General features: G+C 36.5%; 15 protein-coding genes, 2 tRNA genes and 1 rRNA gene. 6 read left to right on the top strand and 12 right to left on the bottom strand.

Annotated elements, in window-relative coordinates:
* The first annotated feature begins 74 nt into the window (after positions 1 to 74).
* The gene (locus FN756_RS08975; protein WP_142603474.1) at positions 75 to 650 is read left to right on the top strand and encodes a thymidine kinase; all 576 of its coding nucleotides are present in this window, start codon (positions 75 to 77) and stop codon (positions 648 to 650) included.
* On the opposite strand, the gene FN756_RS08970 is transcribed toward FN756_RS08975, so the two are convergent.
* Complete coding sequence (locus FN756_RS08970; protein WP_142603472.1) at positions 632 to 1747, bottom strand: phosphotransferase enzyme family protein; 1116 nt, start codon at positions 1745 to 1747, stop codon at positions 632 to 634. The two genes, FN756_RS08975 and FN756_RS08970, sit on opposite strands and share 19 nt — an antisense overlap.
* A 301-nt stretch (positions 1748 to 2048) precedes the next feature.
* Between FN756_RS08970 and FN756_RS08965 the strand changes: the two genes are divergently transcribed.
* Together FN756_RS08965 and FN756_RS08960 are read left to right on the top strand one after the other, a co-directional pair.
* Positions 2049 to 3398 (top strand): Gfo/Idh/MocA family protein, encoded by a 1350-nt coding sequence (locus FN756_RS08965; RefSeq protein ID WP_142603470.1) that lies wholly within the window; start codon positions 2049 to 2051, stop codon positions 3396 to 3398.
* Positions 3399 to 3473: 75 nt separating this feature from the next.
* The gene (locus FN756_RS08960; protein ID WP_142603468.1) at positions 3474 to 4799 is read left to right on the top strand and encodes a DUF3472 domain-containing protein; all 1326 of its coding nucleotides are present in this window, start codon (positions 3474 to 3476) and stop codon (positions 4797 to 4799) included.
* Positions 4800 to 4803: 4 nt separating this feature from the next.
* Here the strand turns inward: FN756_RS08960 and FN756_RS08955 are convergent, their stop codons facing one another.
* From FN756_RS08955 to FN756_RS08940, 4 genes are all read right to left on the bottom strand, one after another.
* Positions 4804 to 5832, bottom strand: a complete 1029-nt coding sequence (locus FN756_RS08955) for a LacI family DNA-binding transcriptional regulator (RefSeq protein ID WP_142603466.1) — start codon at positions 5830 to 5832, stop codon at positions 4804 to 4806.
* 41 nt (positions 5833 to 5873) lie between these two features.
* Positions 5874 to 6539 (bottom strand): SGNH/GDSL hydrolase family protein, encoded by a 666-nt coding sequence (locus FN756_RS08950; protein ID WP_142603465.1) that lies wholly within the window; start codon positions 6537 to 6539, stop codon positions 5874 to 5876.
* 69 nt (positions 6540 to 6608) lie between these two features.
* A tRNA-Phe gene (locus FN756_RS08945) sits at positions 6609 to 6681 on the bottom strand.
* A 46-nt stretch (positions 6682 to 6727) separates the two neighbouring features.
* A tRNA-Phe gene (locus FN756_RS08940) sits at positions 6728 to 6800 on the bottom strand.
* 331 nt (positions 6801 to 7131) lie between these two features.
* Between FN756_RS08940 and FN756_RS08935 the strand changes: the two genes are divergently transcribed.
* The 3 genes from FN756_RS08935 (at position 7132) to FN756_RS08925 (ending at position 9858) form a co-directional block, all read left to right on the top strand.
* Entirely contained in the window at positions 7132 to 8430 is a 1299-nt protein-coding gene (locus tag FN756_RS08935; protein ID WP_142603463.1) for a 4Fe-4S dicluster domain-containing protein, read from the top strand.
* 50 nt (positions 8431 to 8480) lie between these two features.
* On the top strand, positions 8481 to 9269 hold the full coding sequence (locus tag FN756_RS08930; RefSeq protein WP_142603461.1) for a (Fe-S)-binding protein: 789 nt from the start codon (positions 8481 to 8483) through the stop codon (positions 9267 to 9269).
* Between the two features lie 97 nt (positions 9270 to 9366).
* Positions 9367 to 9858, top strand: coding sequence for an ABC transporter ATPase (locus FN756_RS08925; protein ID WP_142603459.1), 492 nt, complete (start codon positions 9367 to 9369; stop codon positions 9856 to 9858).
* Positions 9859 to 9878: 20 nt separating this feature from the next.
* On the opposite strand, the gene FN756_RS08920 is transcribed toward FN756_RS08925, so the two are convergent.
* The 7 genes from FN756_RS08920 to rrf form a co-directional block, all read right to left on the bottom strand.
* Positions 9879 to 10304, bottom strand: a complete 426-nt coding sequence (locus FN756_RS08920) for a hypothetical protein (RefSeq protein WP_142603457.1) — start codon at positions 10302 to 10304, stop codon at positions 9879 to 9881.
* Positions 10305 to 10567: 263 nt separating this feature from the next.
* Positions 10568 to 11260 carry a monofunctional biosynthetic peptidoglycan transglycosylase gene (gene mtgA, locus FN756_RS08915; protein WP_142603455.1) on the bottom strand — a complete coding sequence of 231 codons (693 nt, stop codon included), beginning with the start codon at positions 11258 to 11260 and terminating at the stop codon, positions 10568 to 10570.
* 69 nt (positions 11261 to 11329) lie between these two features.
* Positions 11330 to 13579, bottom strand: a complete 2250-nt coding sequence (locus FN756_RS08910) for an FUSC family protein (protein ID WP_142603453.1) — start codon at positions 13577 to 13579, stop codon at positions 11330 to 11332.
* Positions 13580 to 13721: 142 nt separating this feature from the next.
* Entirely contained in the window at positions 13722 to 14165 is a 444-nt protein-coding gene (gene rplI, locus FN756_RS08905) for a 50S ribosomal protein L9 (protein WP_142603451.1), read from the bottom strand.
* A 13-nt stretch (positions 14166 to 14178) separates the two neighbouring features.
* Positions 14179 to 14442 (bottom strand): 30S ribosomal protein S18, encoded by a 264-nt coding sequence (gene rpsR / locus FN756_RS08900; RefSeq protein WP_142603449.1) that lies wholly within the window; start codon positions 14440 to 14442, stop codon positions 14179 to 14181.
* On the bottom strand, positions 14442 to 14813 hold the full coding sequence (gene rpsF, locus FN756_RS08895) for a 30S ribosomal protein S6 (protein ID WP_142603447.1): 372 nt from the start codon (positions 14811 to 14813) through the stop codon (positions 14442 to 14444). Before rpsF ends, rpsR begins: the two co-directional genes overlap by 1 nt.
* A gap of 271 nt (positions 14814 to 15084) precedes the next feature.
* A 5S ribosomal RNA gene (gene rrf / locus FN756_RS14805) occupies positions 15085 to 15162 on the bottom strand; the annotation flags it as partial.

Raw genomic sequence — 15162 nt, 5'->3', positions numbered from 1 at the left:
AATTTCTTTCAACAATCATGTCAAAAATAATAATTAATGTAGATATTAGTTTGGCTCATTATTCGAATTAATTGATGTATAACGACCATTTTGAACGTACGCCCAATTTATTGAGAGGCAGTATAGAAGTAATTTGCGGGCCTATGTTTTCAGGAAAAACGGAAGAACTAATTCGACGGTTGCGTCGTGCCCAAATAGCAAAATTGAAGGTTGAAATATTTAAACCAGCCACCGATACCCGATATGATGCCACTGCAATTGTTTCACATGATTTAAATTCTATACCATCCAGTCCTATTGAAAATGCCTCTTCTATCCTACTTTTGGGTAGCAATGTGCAGGTAGTAGGCATCGACGAAGCTCAATTCTTTGATGATGAACTACCTCATGTATGTGAACAGCTAGCCAATAAAGGCATTCGGGTTATTGCCGCCGGTTTAGATATGGATTTCCAGGCTAAACCCTTTGGACCGATGCCTCAATTGATGGCCAAAGCTGAGTTTATTACTAAAATAACGGCCATATGTGTGCGATGCGGGGTCTCCGCTACACACTCCTTTCGATTAATTCCTAGTAAAGAGCAGTTTTTACTAGGAGAAAAAGAAAGTTACGAACCACGATGCAGAACCTGTTATAATTTGGATAGATAATAGCCAGCCTTCTCCTGTATGATCTCATTTAAGGCATCCTCCTGCTCTTCCATTTTTAGCAATAACTGAAGCTGAGCACGAGCACGCTGAAGATTATGCTTTTCAAATGCTATTTTATAATAGGTATCTCCATCAATATAATCCGTTAAAAACCGAACAGCCTGCATATAAGGGAATAGCAAAACTCCCATTATTAAAGATTCAATTTCAGCAGAGGTTAGCATAGTACCAGCCTCCTCAAAATACCCTTTGGTGTAAGCTTCAAATAATTTGATATTAAGTTGAATCTTGTTTAAATCTTTTTCATCCTCTGAAGCGGTATTAATAATTGTACGAATTGCATCTCCAAAATCATAAGCTACATACCCCGGCATTACAGTATCTAAATCAATTACGCATTGTGCCTTATCATTACTATCAAGCAGCACGTTATTAAATTTGGTATCGTTATGCGTAATGCGAAGTGGCAACACACCTCTTTTTCCTAAATTCAACAGCTTTTTCATGCCTTCTTCCCTTTCAACAATGTAAGCTATTTCATTACCAACTTCACTTTTTCTTCCCACAGCATCCTCTGTTAACGACTGATGAAAACACTCTAAACGCATTTCAATATTGTGGAAATTCGGAATGGTTTCTTGAAGTAATGATGCATCCATGTCAGCCAGGAGTGCTTGAAATCTGCCAAAGGCTTTCCCGCCCTCGTAAGCTTGATGTTCATTTTCAAGCAAATCATAGCTTTTGGTATTTGGAAGATAATGATACATCCGCCAAAAATTCCCTTGTTCATCTTCATGATATAACATTCCACTTTTTAAGGGAACGATGGTCATTACTTCCTTGTCGTTAATCAATTTTGAGCGAAGATGATCGATAACCCGTTGAACATTTTGCATTAAAGCAGGCACATCTTTAAAGATATGATGATTGATGCGCTGCAAAAGATAATCCGGATAATCAGAATTTTGATTTTTAAGGAAATAAGTATCATTGATATGACCTGAACCATAAGGTTTAATTAATGATATACTTCCTTGGATAGAAAATTCAAAAATGATCTTTTCAATATTAAATACCTCTATACTACTCTGAATCATAAAAGTAAAATGATTTAATTGCTAATAATGTGTGCATTACAATTCCCCACTTCTTCGAAAAAAATAGGGAGCCTTATAAATACAATATTTCATATTTCGCGTAAAAGCACGTAAATCTTCCCACGAACTTGAGGCTAATATGCAACTTTGATTTAAACCTGCAAGCGTACAAACACAACACAAACGTTTGCGTAATTTTTATTTTTTTAAACAAACGTTTGCGTATTTTTTTTTTAGCACATTTTAATATGTTTGCTTTTAAGCGTATTCGCTAAGACTTAAACTCAAAACAAAAAACTATATGTTACGTAGAGATTTTATAAAGAACACTGCCCTTGTTGCTGCAGGAGTCACCATCCTGCCCTCAGGGATCTTATTTGCAAAAAATGGCGATAAAGTAAGGTTGGGATACATTGGTGTTGGAGCTAGGGGACAAAACCATATTCAAGAAGGTTTACTTCGTGATGATGTAGAAATTGTTGCGGTGTGCGATACGCAAGAATGGGCATTAAAAGGCTGCCGTGCTCTATTCAATGCAGCAGGCAAAAAACTTCCTCAGGAATATACTGGTGGAGTAGATGCCTATAAAAAATTAATAGATCGAAAGGATATAGATGCTGTAATTATTGCAACTCCTTGGCAATTTCATAAGGATCAAGCTATCCATGCGATGAAAGCCGGTAAGTATGTAGGTTGTGAGGTAATAGCCGGACTTACAGTTCAAGATCACTGGGATATTGTAAACACTTCTGAAAAAACGGGTATGCCATATATGACCCTTGAAAATGTTTGCTATCGTAGAGATGTATTGGCTGCATTGAATATGGTGCGCCAAGGTGTTTTTGGAGAAATCCTTCATTTGGAAGGAGGCTACCAACATGACCTTCGACACGTTTTATTCAACGATGGGAAAAATTATTATGGGAAGGGTGTAAAATATGGCCCTGATGCAATTAGTGAAGCTCAGTGGCGTACCAAATTCAACATTGAACGCAATGGCGACATCTACCCGACGCATGGAGCAGGTCCTGTAATGCAGTATGCAAATATCAATCGTGGAAATCGTTTTACCAATTTGGTATCATTTGCATCAAAAGCTAAAGGTTTAGGTAATTATGTTGAAGAGCTCGAACCGGGTAATCCTGCAGCAAAACTCAATTATAAAAATGGTGATGTTATTACTACGATGATTAATTGCGCCAATGGCGAAACTGTAATGCTAAGTCACGACACCCACTTACCTCGCCCCTATTCATTAGGTTTTAGAGTCCAGGGAACAAAAGGAATCTGGATGGATGTGAGTAAATCGGTTTACATCGAACATCAATCTAAAAATCATGATCAATGGGATTCATCTAAAGAGTGGTTCGAAAAATACGATCACCCACTTTGGAAAAAATATGAGGAAAAGGCTGAAGGTGCCGGCCATGGGGGCATGGATTGGTTCGTGTTCAATGCATTTGTAGAAGCTGTAAAACAGAAAAAACAAACACCAATTGACGTATACGATTCAGTAACCATGAGCGTAATAACACCTCTTTCGGAGAAATCACTTGCTGAAGGTAATAAACCGCAAGAGTTCCCAGACTTTACGCGCGGTAAATGGCAAAACAGAGAAAACATATTCGCACTCGACGATAGCGGTTTTTAATCAACATTTAAATAAGGTATTCAAAAATGAATACCTTATTTTTTATTTCTCACTTTCAAAAATTCAACTTCATTTATGACAATTAATAGAAAAATATTCTTTTCTGCATTACTTTGCTTAGCAATTTGCCTAACAAAAGCCCACCCTACTTTCGCTGAAAATAAGCAAATTATTGTCCCATTAGGTGGAAATTCGTGGATTCAAAATGGGAAGGAAATCAAAGCATTGATGAATATGCATGGTGTTACAAATTGGAAATCGCCAAATGACATAATTCATACCTATATCTATTTCAAAAAACCTTGTAATGTTGCGCTTTCCTTCAAACTAAAAGTGAATCAAGGTAAAAGCAAAATAAAGGTTTCAGCTTTGAACTCGGCATTCATGATTGTGGCCGATAACAAAGAGTTTCAAACCCTAAATACCGGAAATATTGAGATTAAAGAAGCCGGATATAAGCAAATTGACCTGCAAGGCATTTCAAAAACGGGTGATACTTTTGCTGAGGTTTCGGATATTATACTTGAAGGGCTTACGAGCGACGACGAAACTGCTTATGTAAAAAACAACAATGACAATTATTTCTATTGGGGACACCGCGGCCCATCAGTCCATTTAAGCTATATGCTCCCTGAGGAGGTTAAAAACAATATTGAATGGTTTTATAACGAAATTACAGTTCCGAAAGGCAAAGATCCCATTGGCTCATATTATATGGCTAATGGCTTTAAAGAAGGTTATTTTGGCATTCAGGTAAACTCTGAAAAAGAAAGAAGAATTTTGTTTTCGGTTTGGAGTCCTTTTAAAACCGATGATCCAAAAAGCATCCCGGATAGTCTGAAAATTAAACTATTAAACAAGGGGGGTAATGTTAGATCAGGGGAGTTTGGAGCTGAAGGATCCGGAGGGCAAAGCTATTTGGTTTATAATTGGCAAGCAGGAACTACTTATAAATTTTTAACCCAAGCGAAACCTGTTGATCAAAATAACACCGTTTATACTTCGTATTTTTTTGATCCGAATCAAGCAAAATGGACGTTGATCGCCAGTTTTAAACGCCCGAGCACACATACTTATTTAAAAGGATTGCATTCTTTTCTTGAAAACTTTGATCCTAATAATGGTACCATTACACGTGAAGCTAACTATGGCAATCAATGGGTGTGCGATACCACTGGAAAATGGCATCAGATAACCCAAGCTCGCTTTACTGGAGACGCAACTGCCAGAAAAGAATACCGCAAGGATTATGCAGGAGGTTTAAGTAATAGCAATTCTACGTTTTACTTAAAAAACTGCGGTTTTTTCAGCAATTATATTCCATTGGATCAATACTTTACCTGCAATCAAAAAGATGGAAAACAACCCGAAATTGATTTTAACAGCTTACCTACAAATTAATACACTACCCATGTGTAACTAATTCTGAATCAAAAATTACTTGCTGATATTCGGAAAGCTCTATTGACTCTTCATTAGAGCTTTCTTTCAATATTGAAAACAAAATCTCTGCTGCTTTTTCTCCCTGCTTGAATGGAAATTGTTCAATAGAGGCCAATGGCCTACTATCCATATAAGCCCAAATTGGCAAATTAGCAAAGCTTACAAAACTGATATCCTCATTAATAACTAACTGATTTTCTTTCGCTACAGCCATAGCGTCTAATGCCAGGTAATCATTAAAAGTGATAACAGCTGTTGGCCTTGACTTTAATGCAAGCAATTTTTTCATTGCTTTTTGATTCCCCTCCTTTGAAAGATCAGATGATACGATAAATCGTTTATCTACTTCAATATTATTTTCATCGAGTCCTTTTTTATACGCTTCTAACCGCTGGTTACTGGCCAATAATTTTTCAGGCCCATTTATTAAGGCAATTTTTGTGTGCCCGCGTTTAACCAGCATGACCATTGCATTAATCAGACCTAATTCCAGATTGCAAGCGGTATAATGGATATCATTTTTTTCAGGAATTCGATCAAAGAAAACAATAGGAATATTAACTTTTTTAAGCTGATCAAAATGATCGTAATTATCCGTGTTCTTGCTTATAGATACGATCATACCATCTACCCGATGTGTCTTCATCGTTTCTAGCACTCTTTTCTCACGCTCCGGATCATCCAACGATTGCCCCATTAATACATTATATTTCTGTTGTTCGGCAAACTCTTCGATTCCACTAATTGCGGTAGAGAAAAAAGCTTCAGAAAGATTTGGCAATAAAACACCAATGGTATATGTTTTTCTCTGCTTAAAAGAAATAGCTGTTTGATTGGGTTGATAATTTAACTCCTCAGCCATTTTATGAACCCTAAGAGTGGTTATATATCCAATACTTGGGTGATTATGCAATGCCCTGGAAACAGTGGAAGTTGAAATCTTAAGTTTTTTAGCTATTTCCTTAATGGTAGGTGGTTTCTCTCGTTTCATATTCTTCACTCTCCGAAATTGAGTAGCTAAACATAGCGATTTTATAATTGTAAAACCTTCATTAATTCTTTTGCAACAAGTTCATTCCCCGTATTATTCAGATGTACGCGATCTTTTGTTAGAATACCCCATTCAGCATTAGATGTGTTGTTCACTTTATTATACTCCAGAAACAGAGATCTAAAATCACAAATTTCACAATTATTTTTATGCGCTAGTTCTCTGATAAGCTTGGCATATTGATTTAAATCGCCATCCTGCGGATTTGAAAAATCTGTTTTTTCTCCAATTACGGCCGGAGTACATAACACCACTTCTGCTCCTTTATCCTTTATTTTATCGATGAGAACCTGGTAAAAAACCTGAAATTTTCCGGGATCGGTTCCTGTTCCAAACATTTGCTTGTGCCACACATCGTTAACACCTACCCAAATAATCACTACATCAGGTTGTTTAGCTAAAACATCATTTTCTAATCGTAAATACAAATCATAAACCTTATTTCCGCTTATACCTGAGCCTATTAATTCGTACTTCTTACTTAACCCTTGAGTCAATAATGCTTCTTGTATTTTCGAAATAAATCCGCCTGGTTGTACTCCTAACTCTGTAATAGAATCTCCAAAAAACAAAATTCGCTTGGTTTTAAAACTATTCATTGAGCATAGCACTATAAAAAGTGTAGATAGTATTACAAGTCTTTTCATAAACTCAAGGTAATGCTTTGGAGGGGAAAATAAAAAAGCCAGTTCAATAGAACTGGCTTTGATTTTATGTGGTGATAGCCGGGTTCGAACCAGCGACACATGGATTTTCAGTCCATTGCTCTACCAGCTGAGCTATATCACCTCCTTTAAGCTTATTTATTTTGAGTTGCTAAACTTAAACAACTTTGTGGTGATAGCCGGGTTCGAACCAGCGACACATGGATTTTCAGTCCATTGCTCTACCAGCTGAGCTATATCACCCCTCCGATTTGGGATTGCAAATATAGAAACACTTTACACAAAACAAAAAAGTTTTTACAACTAATATGATTTTAAACTGACAGCTAGGCTATTAAACTTTTAACCAACTTAAAAACTTGTTTTTTTTCAAATTATTAACTGATGAATCTAACTGTAAATTCTCAATAAAATTTTATTAATTTCATTGAGAATAATTTAAAGATTGGAGAGCAAGTTTAATAATATGCTTATTTAAATTAATTCCAATATAGAAAGTATACCAAATCAAAAATTGGTATATCTATTTTATTTCTATTTTAGCGCTCAACTAATCAAAAACCTATATTTATTTATGATCGGACAGATCCTTTTTGTACTAATTGCCGGAGCAGCGATTGGGTTGTTTTCCAAAAATGTAAAGAAGATCAGGCGAAATATTAGGCTGGGCAAACCACTCGACAGAAGTGACAACCCTGCTGAACGCTGGAAAACAATGGCAATGGTGGCACTTGGCCAATCGAAAATGACGGCCAGGCCTGTAGCCGGATTCTTACATATTCTTATTTACCTGGGGTTTGTAATTATTAATCTTGAGGTAATGGAAATTGTTATCGATGGCGTTTTTGGTACTCATCGAATATTTTCATTTTTGGGTGGTTTCTATAACGTTCTTATTGGTTCGTTTGAGTTCCTTGCATTGGGTGTATTATTAGCATGTATTATTTTCCTCATTCGCCGAAATGTGTTAAAGCTAAAACGTTTCTCAGGGATAGAAATGACTGAATGGCCGCGCAGTGATGCAAACTATATTCTAATCGCTGAAATCCTTCTGATGATAGCGTTTCTTACCATGAGTGCTGCTGATTATAAATTACAGGGTATGGGCATAGGCCATTACATAAAAGCGGGGGCATTTCCGGTTAGTTCCTTTATTGCTGACACACTACCGCATAATGAAGCTGCATTGGTATATACTGAGCGTTTCTGCTGGTGGTTTCACATTGTGGGTATTTTTATTTTCCTTAACTATATACCCTATTCAAAGCACTTCCATATTTTATTGGCATTTCCTAACACCTGGTATTCTAACCTAAAAAACAAAGGTGAATTCAATAACATGTCTTCGGTTACAAATGAGGTAAAAGCAATGCTTGATCCTTCATTTACGCCGCCCGCTGATGCTCCTGCTGGCAAATTTGGAGCTAAAGATGTTACCGATCTGAACTGGGTAAATCTGATGAATGCCTACACTTGTACCGAATGTGGGCGTTGCACATCCAGCTGCCCGGCAAACATAACAGGTAAACTGCTTTCTCCACGTAAAATAATGATGGACACACGCGATCGTTTGGAAGAAGTTGGACGTAACATTGACACCCATGGACCTGATTACAGCGACGGAAAAGCATTATTAGGAGATTATATTACCAATGAAGAATTATGGGCCTGTACCACTTGTAACGCATGCACACAGGCTTGCCCGGTCAACATTGACCCATTAGCTATTATTGTGGAGCTAAGGCGTTATTTGGTTATGGAAGAATCAAATGCACCAGCAAGTGTAAATAACATGTTCTCAAATGTAGAAAACAACCAGGCTCCTTGGAAATATGCTCCTGCTGATCGCTTTAATTGGGCGAAAAATGATTGAGAGAATGAATGAAAGAACACAACTGCTAAGTAAACAAGAATCGAAAAAAAATGGAATTAAATATAAAAACTATGGCCGAAATGGCTGCTGAAGGTCAAGAGCCGGAGGTGTTATTTTGGGTGGGATGTGCCGGCAGCTTTGATGAACGTGCACAAAAAATTACGCGTGCGGTATGTAGTATATTACAGCATGTAGGGATAAGTTATGCCGTATTAGGAACCGAAGAAAGCTGCACAGGAGATCCTGCTAAACGTGCCGGCAATGAGTTTTTGTTTCAGATGATGGCAATAACTAACATTGAGGTACTAAATGCTTATAATATTAAAAAAATAGTTACAGCTTGTCCTCATTGTTTCAATACGCTTAAAAACGAATATCCAAACCTTGGCGGCAATTACGATGTCATCCATCACTCACAACTCCTTCAACAATTAATTGATGAGGGTAAGCTTAAAGTGACCGGTGGTGAAAGTTTTAAAGGTAAGAAGATAACCTTCCATGATCCTTGCTATTTAGGAAGAGCAAACGGTGTGTACGAAGCTCCACGTTCGGTGTTTGAAATATTGGATGCCGAATTGGTTGAAATGAAACGTTGCAAAACCAATGGCTTATGCTGCGGCGCAGGGGGAGCTCAAATGTTTAAAGAACCTGAAAAAGGCAATAAAGACATTAATATTGAACGAGTAGAAGAAGCATTAGAATTAAAACCTAGTGTAATTGCAGCAGCGTGTCCGTTCTGTATGACCATGCTACGCGATGGAGTAAAACACTTTGAAAAAGAAGCAGAGGTTGAAGTACTTGATATTGCTGAACTTGCTGCAAGAGCAAATGATTTATAGAACTTTAATAATTTCGTAAAAGAGCCACACCTATTGTGGCTCTTTTCGTTTTAATAATAAATACAAATTAAAACATCATAATTTCTATTTTTGAATCATGGATAATTTCGATAACAACTCAAGAGTATGGATTTATCAGTCAAATCGTGAATTAACAAGCGATGAGATGAATTGGCTAAATATCCAATTATTGGCATTCACCTCCGACTGGACAGCTCATAGTAACTCACTCAAGGCCAAGTTTGAGGTTCGATATAATCGATTTATTATTTTAATAGTTGACGAACGCGCACATAACGCCAGTGGTTGTTCAATTGATAAATCTGTAAATTTTATGAAGCAGATGGAGCAATCATTAAAAATCAATCTTTTCGACAGATTTCATATAGCTTTCAAAGAAGGAGAAACGGTAAAATCAGTGGAAAGAGATGATTTTGAACAATTAATTATTGAAGGAACAATAACAGCTGATACTATTGTATTTAACAACCTTGTTTCAACTAAAGCAGAACTTGAAAAAAATTGGGAAACACCTTTCAAAAACAGTTGGCACCAGCAAGTTTTTGGCAATCTTGTTGTAAATAATTAAGATTCAGCTTGTATGAGAATTTAATATTCTTTACTGATAAGAACTGTATATGCTTCTTCATCCCATTTTGAATAGGTGAACATATTTCGTTGAGCCCTGAATTCGGCTTCGTCAAAGGTTTTGGCACTTGCCCCCAATCCGTAACAATTCATTGCTTTACCATTCTCAGAAATAAAGCTTGATTTTATCAGCACATAAAAACCTGTTTTAAGACCATGACCATATTCGGCTCCCGTTGCCCCAAATACTTTATCATATCCTTTTAAACGTAATTCAACCATTGCTTGCATTTTTGCCTTTGATGATGTATTATAGCCAAACACTAACCCATAGGTAAGTTGTGAACCATTAGCATCGGTTGCTACAGCAAAGCCTAATTGAGCTTTAGCTGAGTTTGTTAAAAATAAACTTAGGGATAAGAATAAGTTGAGGGCGATTATTTTCATGAATGTAAATTTCAGTTCGATGTTAATTATTAGACAGAGCCTATAACAATATCAGAACCTAAAATTTATATTTTTTAAAAATAAATCAGCCAAATCATTTAAAAACAATCAATTACAAACTAAGATTGCATTTAACTCCTTAATTATTAAAAAAAACAATTTGTATAATTAAATATACAACTGTGTAAACTTTTTTATTCAATTGAATGATGTTTAATTAACATTTTAAATAAGTTATTTAAACAACTTTATAGCTTATAGTTTTAATTATCAAATTCAATTGGATCTAAAATGCGCATAAAACGCATAATGCGTTTTATTTTTTTACGTACCAGAGCATTGGGTTTGGTAGCCGACCAATGTAATGGACTTGGCAGAATTGCAGCTATTGAGGCTGCTTCTTTTTTGTTCAGATCTGCAGCAGGCTTTTTATAATAAGCTTGCGCTGCCGCCTCAGTCCCATAGATTCCATCACCCATCTCAATAACATTCAAGTAAACCTCCATAATTCTTTTTTTGCTCCAAAAAATCTCAATTAAAAAAGTAAAATATGCTTCCATTCCCTTTCTTATATATGATCTTCCTGACCATAAAAATACATTTTTAGCTACCTGCTGACTGATTGTACTACCACCCTTTATCTTTTTACCCTTTTTCTTAGCATTATATACATAGGCCTTCTTCATCGCATCCCAATCAAACCCCATGTGCTCCATAAACAGCTGGTCTTCTGATGCAATAACCGCTCGGGGTAAATTCTCAGATATTTTATCAAAGGCAACCCAGTCTTTATCCAATTTCATTTCTTTACCGGCCATTTTTTGCTCAAAACATCTTTCCATTTGCAATAAAGTAATGGGAACAGGTATGAATCGATAAATGATTACCCAAAGAATACTAATTGTGAAAAACCAAAGAAATGATTTGCCTAAAAATCCGGCTATTTTTGAAAACATGGTGCAAAAATAAAAAACCTCTTGAGTAAAACTGACAAATCAGATAAAAGTGAAATCAAATGCAAAGATTTAATGCGAATTCAGACCTGAGCTGTAATCGAACAAATCACCTGATAAATAACACATAGCAATTATTTCAGCGGCAATACGATCAATTATGGAACGGATTAACATGGCGTTAATTAATTGCTCCTCTAAAAGCATCCTTTGGTTTTCAACACATTTATTACTTTGTTCCCTAAGGCTTAAAATATGCTCTTCTATTTTTTTTAAGTATAAATCTAGATTGGGCTTTATGCTTACACGAGCATCTGTTTCAATAGCAATGGCCATTTCTTCCAATATTATCGATGATTCGATCATAAAAGCCTCCGCTTCCGGAAAATCGAAATTATTGATTACTCTAGGAAGTACGGCAGTGAAAGCGTTGAGTTCTTTGGTAAGCTTTGAATTATGAAAAGCTAGTAAATTTGCTATTGCTATATTAATCTCCTTTTTACCAGGTTCTTTTTCTATACGTTTAATGGCATCCAGCGCATTAATCGTTTCAACTTCAGCCTTTCTTCTGTCACCAATTACCCGCATGTGTAAACCTTGCTTTTCCTTCAGTTCATGCTCTATTTGTAATAGATAACGCTTGTTGGCCCTTAAAACCTTCACAATTCGAGCTCTAAATCTAATATGCTCCCAACTTGGCCATAATAAATAAGCGGCGGAAATTGACAAAATAGTTCCTATTAATGTGGCAATTAATCGATGTGCTGCCACATGCCAATCAATGCTATGTTCCGACATTTCAAGTGTTGCAACTAATTGGATGGTTACAAAAACAACTGAAATTCCATAATTCCTTGATTGATAGAAACTGAATAAGAATACACTTATCGCAATTATAATATCAAGCATGCCAAAATTGAATGGCAAGGCTAGCATTAAAGTTCCAAAAATGGCACCAATCAATGTACCTGAAACCCTTTGCCAAGAGCGTACACGAGTTGTCCCAAAATCAGGCTGCAACACTATAATTACTGTTAATACAATCCAATAACCTCGCGGAATTTCAAAACCTTTATAAAGAGCAATCCCTATAACGGCAACAAGCAATAATCGCAATCCGTGGCGCAACAATTGGGAAGCAAAATGAAGCTCTTTTCGGGTATTATGCCATTGACGCTTTAAAGCATAAATTGGATTAATCAGCCCCGTCCCCGTATCTTTAATTATTTTACGCTTATCTTCTAAACGCACCATAAGTTTAAGAGCATCATAATGATAGTTAATTGACGATTTCATCAAATTTATGATACCTTGTAATTCTATGCGCTCTGAAGTCTTTAAATCACTTTGACTAATGCGTTTAGTGATAAAATTCATTAAGGTTTCTGCTCCTTTAATTCGCAAGTGAGTTATATTCTCATCCTCCTTGCTACCGGACAGTATTCTATCTGAAATAGATCCGGCTGCAATGCTTAGGGCTCTTGCAGCATTTTGAATTGAAGGAATTAAGAAATCATATTTAGGATTTCTCATTAACTTTTCCAGGTCATTGTGAATAGCACGAGCCGTGACACCAAATCTAGACGCTGATCGCGCTATCTTTAAAATTTCTCTCCTAATTGAAACAGGATTTTTATCACTTTTACCCAAAAATGGCAATACTTTATTAATTGCATCTCTAAGATTAGCTTCAATTTGAGTTACTTCAGACTCAATCTTATCTCGATTAAAATGATCGACATCTGCCATTTTAGCAACAAAATCACTACCTAACTCCCAGGGTTTCGCTAAAGCTATAAGGTAAGGTAAATCAGGCCTGAATGGCCACAAGATTAAATGCAACATAGATGCCCATGCTCCACCAATAAATACAGCCTGAACCCTTTCCAGTCCCAATTCAGTAGTATTTGGGCCATGCAATGAAAATAGAAACAATAAAGCGGCACATATTCCTAAACTTTGACCATGTTCTCCTAATCCTCTGGAAATCCCACCCAAACCAGCTATTATTCCCATAAACAAAACAGCTGTGATAAGATTACCCCCCGCAATTGTTCCTAAAAAAGCAGCTGCTGCAATTAAGGTTACCCCCATTATTAATATAAAGGCACGTTGGGGATAAGTACCACGAATTTTAGAAGATGATACAAGTTGTCCGGTTAGAGAGCCAAAAACTGCTAATTCAATTCGACCTGCCAATTGAAAATAAATCACTGGAACTATAACCCCCAACATGACCATCAAAGCCCTGCTAATATCCGGGCTCAAAAACTCCTTTCTAATAAATTCTCGAAACGGCGAAGGATTGGATATTTTTGTCATTAAAGAATTTTGTCAACTATAACATAAGGTTGTTAAGCTGAACTCTAAAATAATAAAATAGGCAAAGGTTTTCTAAAATGTATAAAATGAAAAATGCCTTCGATTACTCGAAGGCATTTTTCATTAAATCTATAATTCGAAATTATTCAGCAACAACTTCGAAAGGCACTTGAACTTTAACCTCTTTGTGTAAATTCACATTTGCAACGTAAGAACCGATGAATTTAACATCTGTTTCAAAAGTGATTTTACGACGGTCAACTTCGTGTCCGATTTTTTTAATCGCTTCAGCAATTTGCAATGGATTAACTGCACCGAAAATTTTACCTGACTCACCAGCCTTAGCACCGATTGATAAAGTAACACCTTCTAAAGCAGCTGCAATTACTTCAGCATCTTTTTTCAATTTATCTTGTTTGAACTGAACCTGACGTAAGTTTTCAGCAAGAATCTTACGGTTAGAGTCGTTCGCTATTACCGCAAAACCTTGAGGAATCAAGTAGTTACGGGCAAAACCAGGCTTAACGTTTAAAATATCGTCTTTCTCACCTAATTTCTTAACATCTTGTTTTAAAATAATTTCCATCTTTTATGTCTCCTTATTTTAAACCATCAGTTACGTAAGGCAAAACAGCAATATGACGGGCACGTTTAATAGCCTGTGCTACTTTGCGTTGAAATTTCAATGAAGTACCAGTTAAACGACGAGGTAAAACCTTACCTTGCTCATTTACGAACTTCAAAAGGAAGTTAGCATCTTTGTAATCGATGTAACGGATACCATTTTTCTTAAAACGGCAATACTTTTTACGGTTATCCTCAACCTTTGGAGGGGTAACGTATGAAATGTTATCTTTAGCCATTATGCTGCGTCCTCCTGTTTTTTAGATTTAGCTGCTTTAGGAGCCAAAGTACCAGTGCGTTTACGTTCATTGTAAGCAGCTGCGTGCTTGTCAAGAGCGATTGTTAAGAAACGCATTACACGCTCATCACGTTTGTACTCAACTTCTAATTTGTTAATTAATTCGCCTGAAGCCTTAAACTCAGTTACTTGGTAGTAACCTGTAGTTTTTTTCTGGATTGGATAAGCCAGCTTTCTCAAACCCCAATTATCCTCATGGACAATCTCGGCTCCGTTATCAGTCAAGATCTTCTTGAATTTCGCAAGAACTTCTTTCGAAGCTTCTTCTGATAACAACGGGGTCAGAACGATTACTGTTTCGTAATTCTTCATGAATGTTGTTTTAATTAAATTTTATCCCTTTAAAGGGTTGCAAATATATGAATTAGTTTTCTTAAATAGAAGTCGTATTTCAGAATTAATACGGCAGAATATTAAAAATATAAGTATGAAAACAGTAATTTACACCATTTTCCTTACTTCCGTCCCGCTATTCGTTCCAAGTCCTCAGCCGAAAAGGCTTGCGTGCTTTCCACTGCTATCGGGTTTAGCTGGGCCTTAAACAAAAGAACCCCTTGAACAAGGTTCAAGGGGTTCGAATAAAGATCGGCACCGACCTACTCTCCCACGTTTTACCGCAGTACCATCGGCGCTGTTGGGCTTAACTGCTCTGTTCGGAATG

Origin of the sequence: Solitalea koreensis, assembly GCF_900182575.1 — a bacterium.
GTDB classification, from domain to species: Bacteria; Bacteroidota; Bacteroidia; order Sphingobacteriales; family Sphingobacteriaceae; genus Solitalea; species Solitalea koreensis.
Note: the sequence above shows the minus strand (reverse complement) of the source record. Positions and strands in the feature narration are given on the sequence as shown.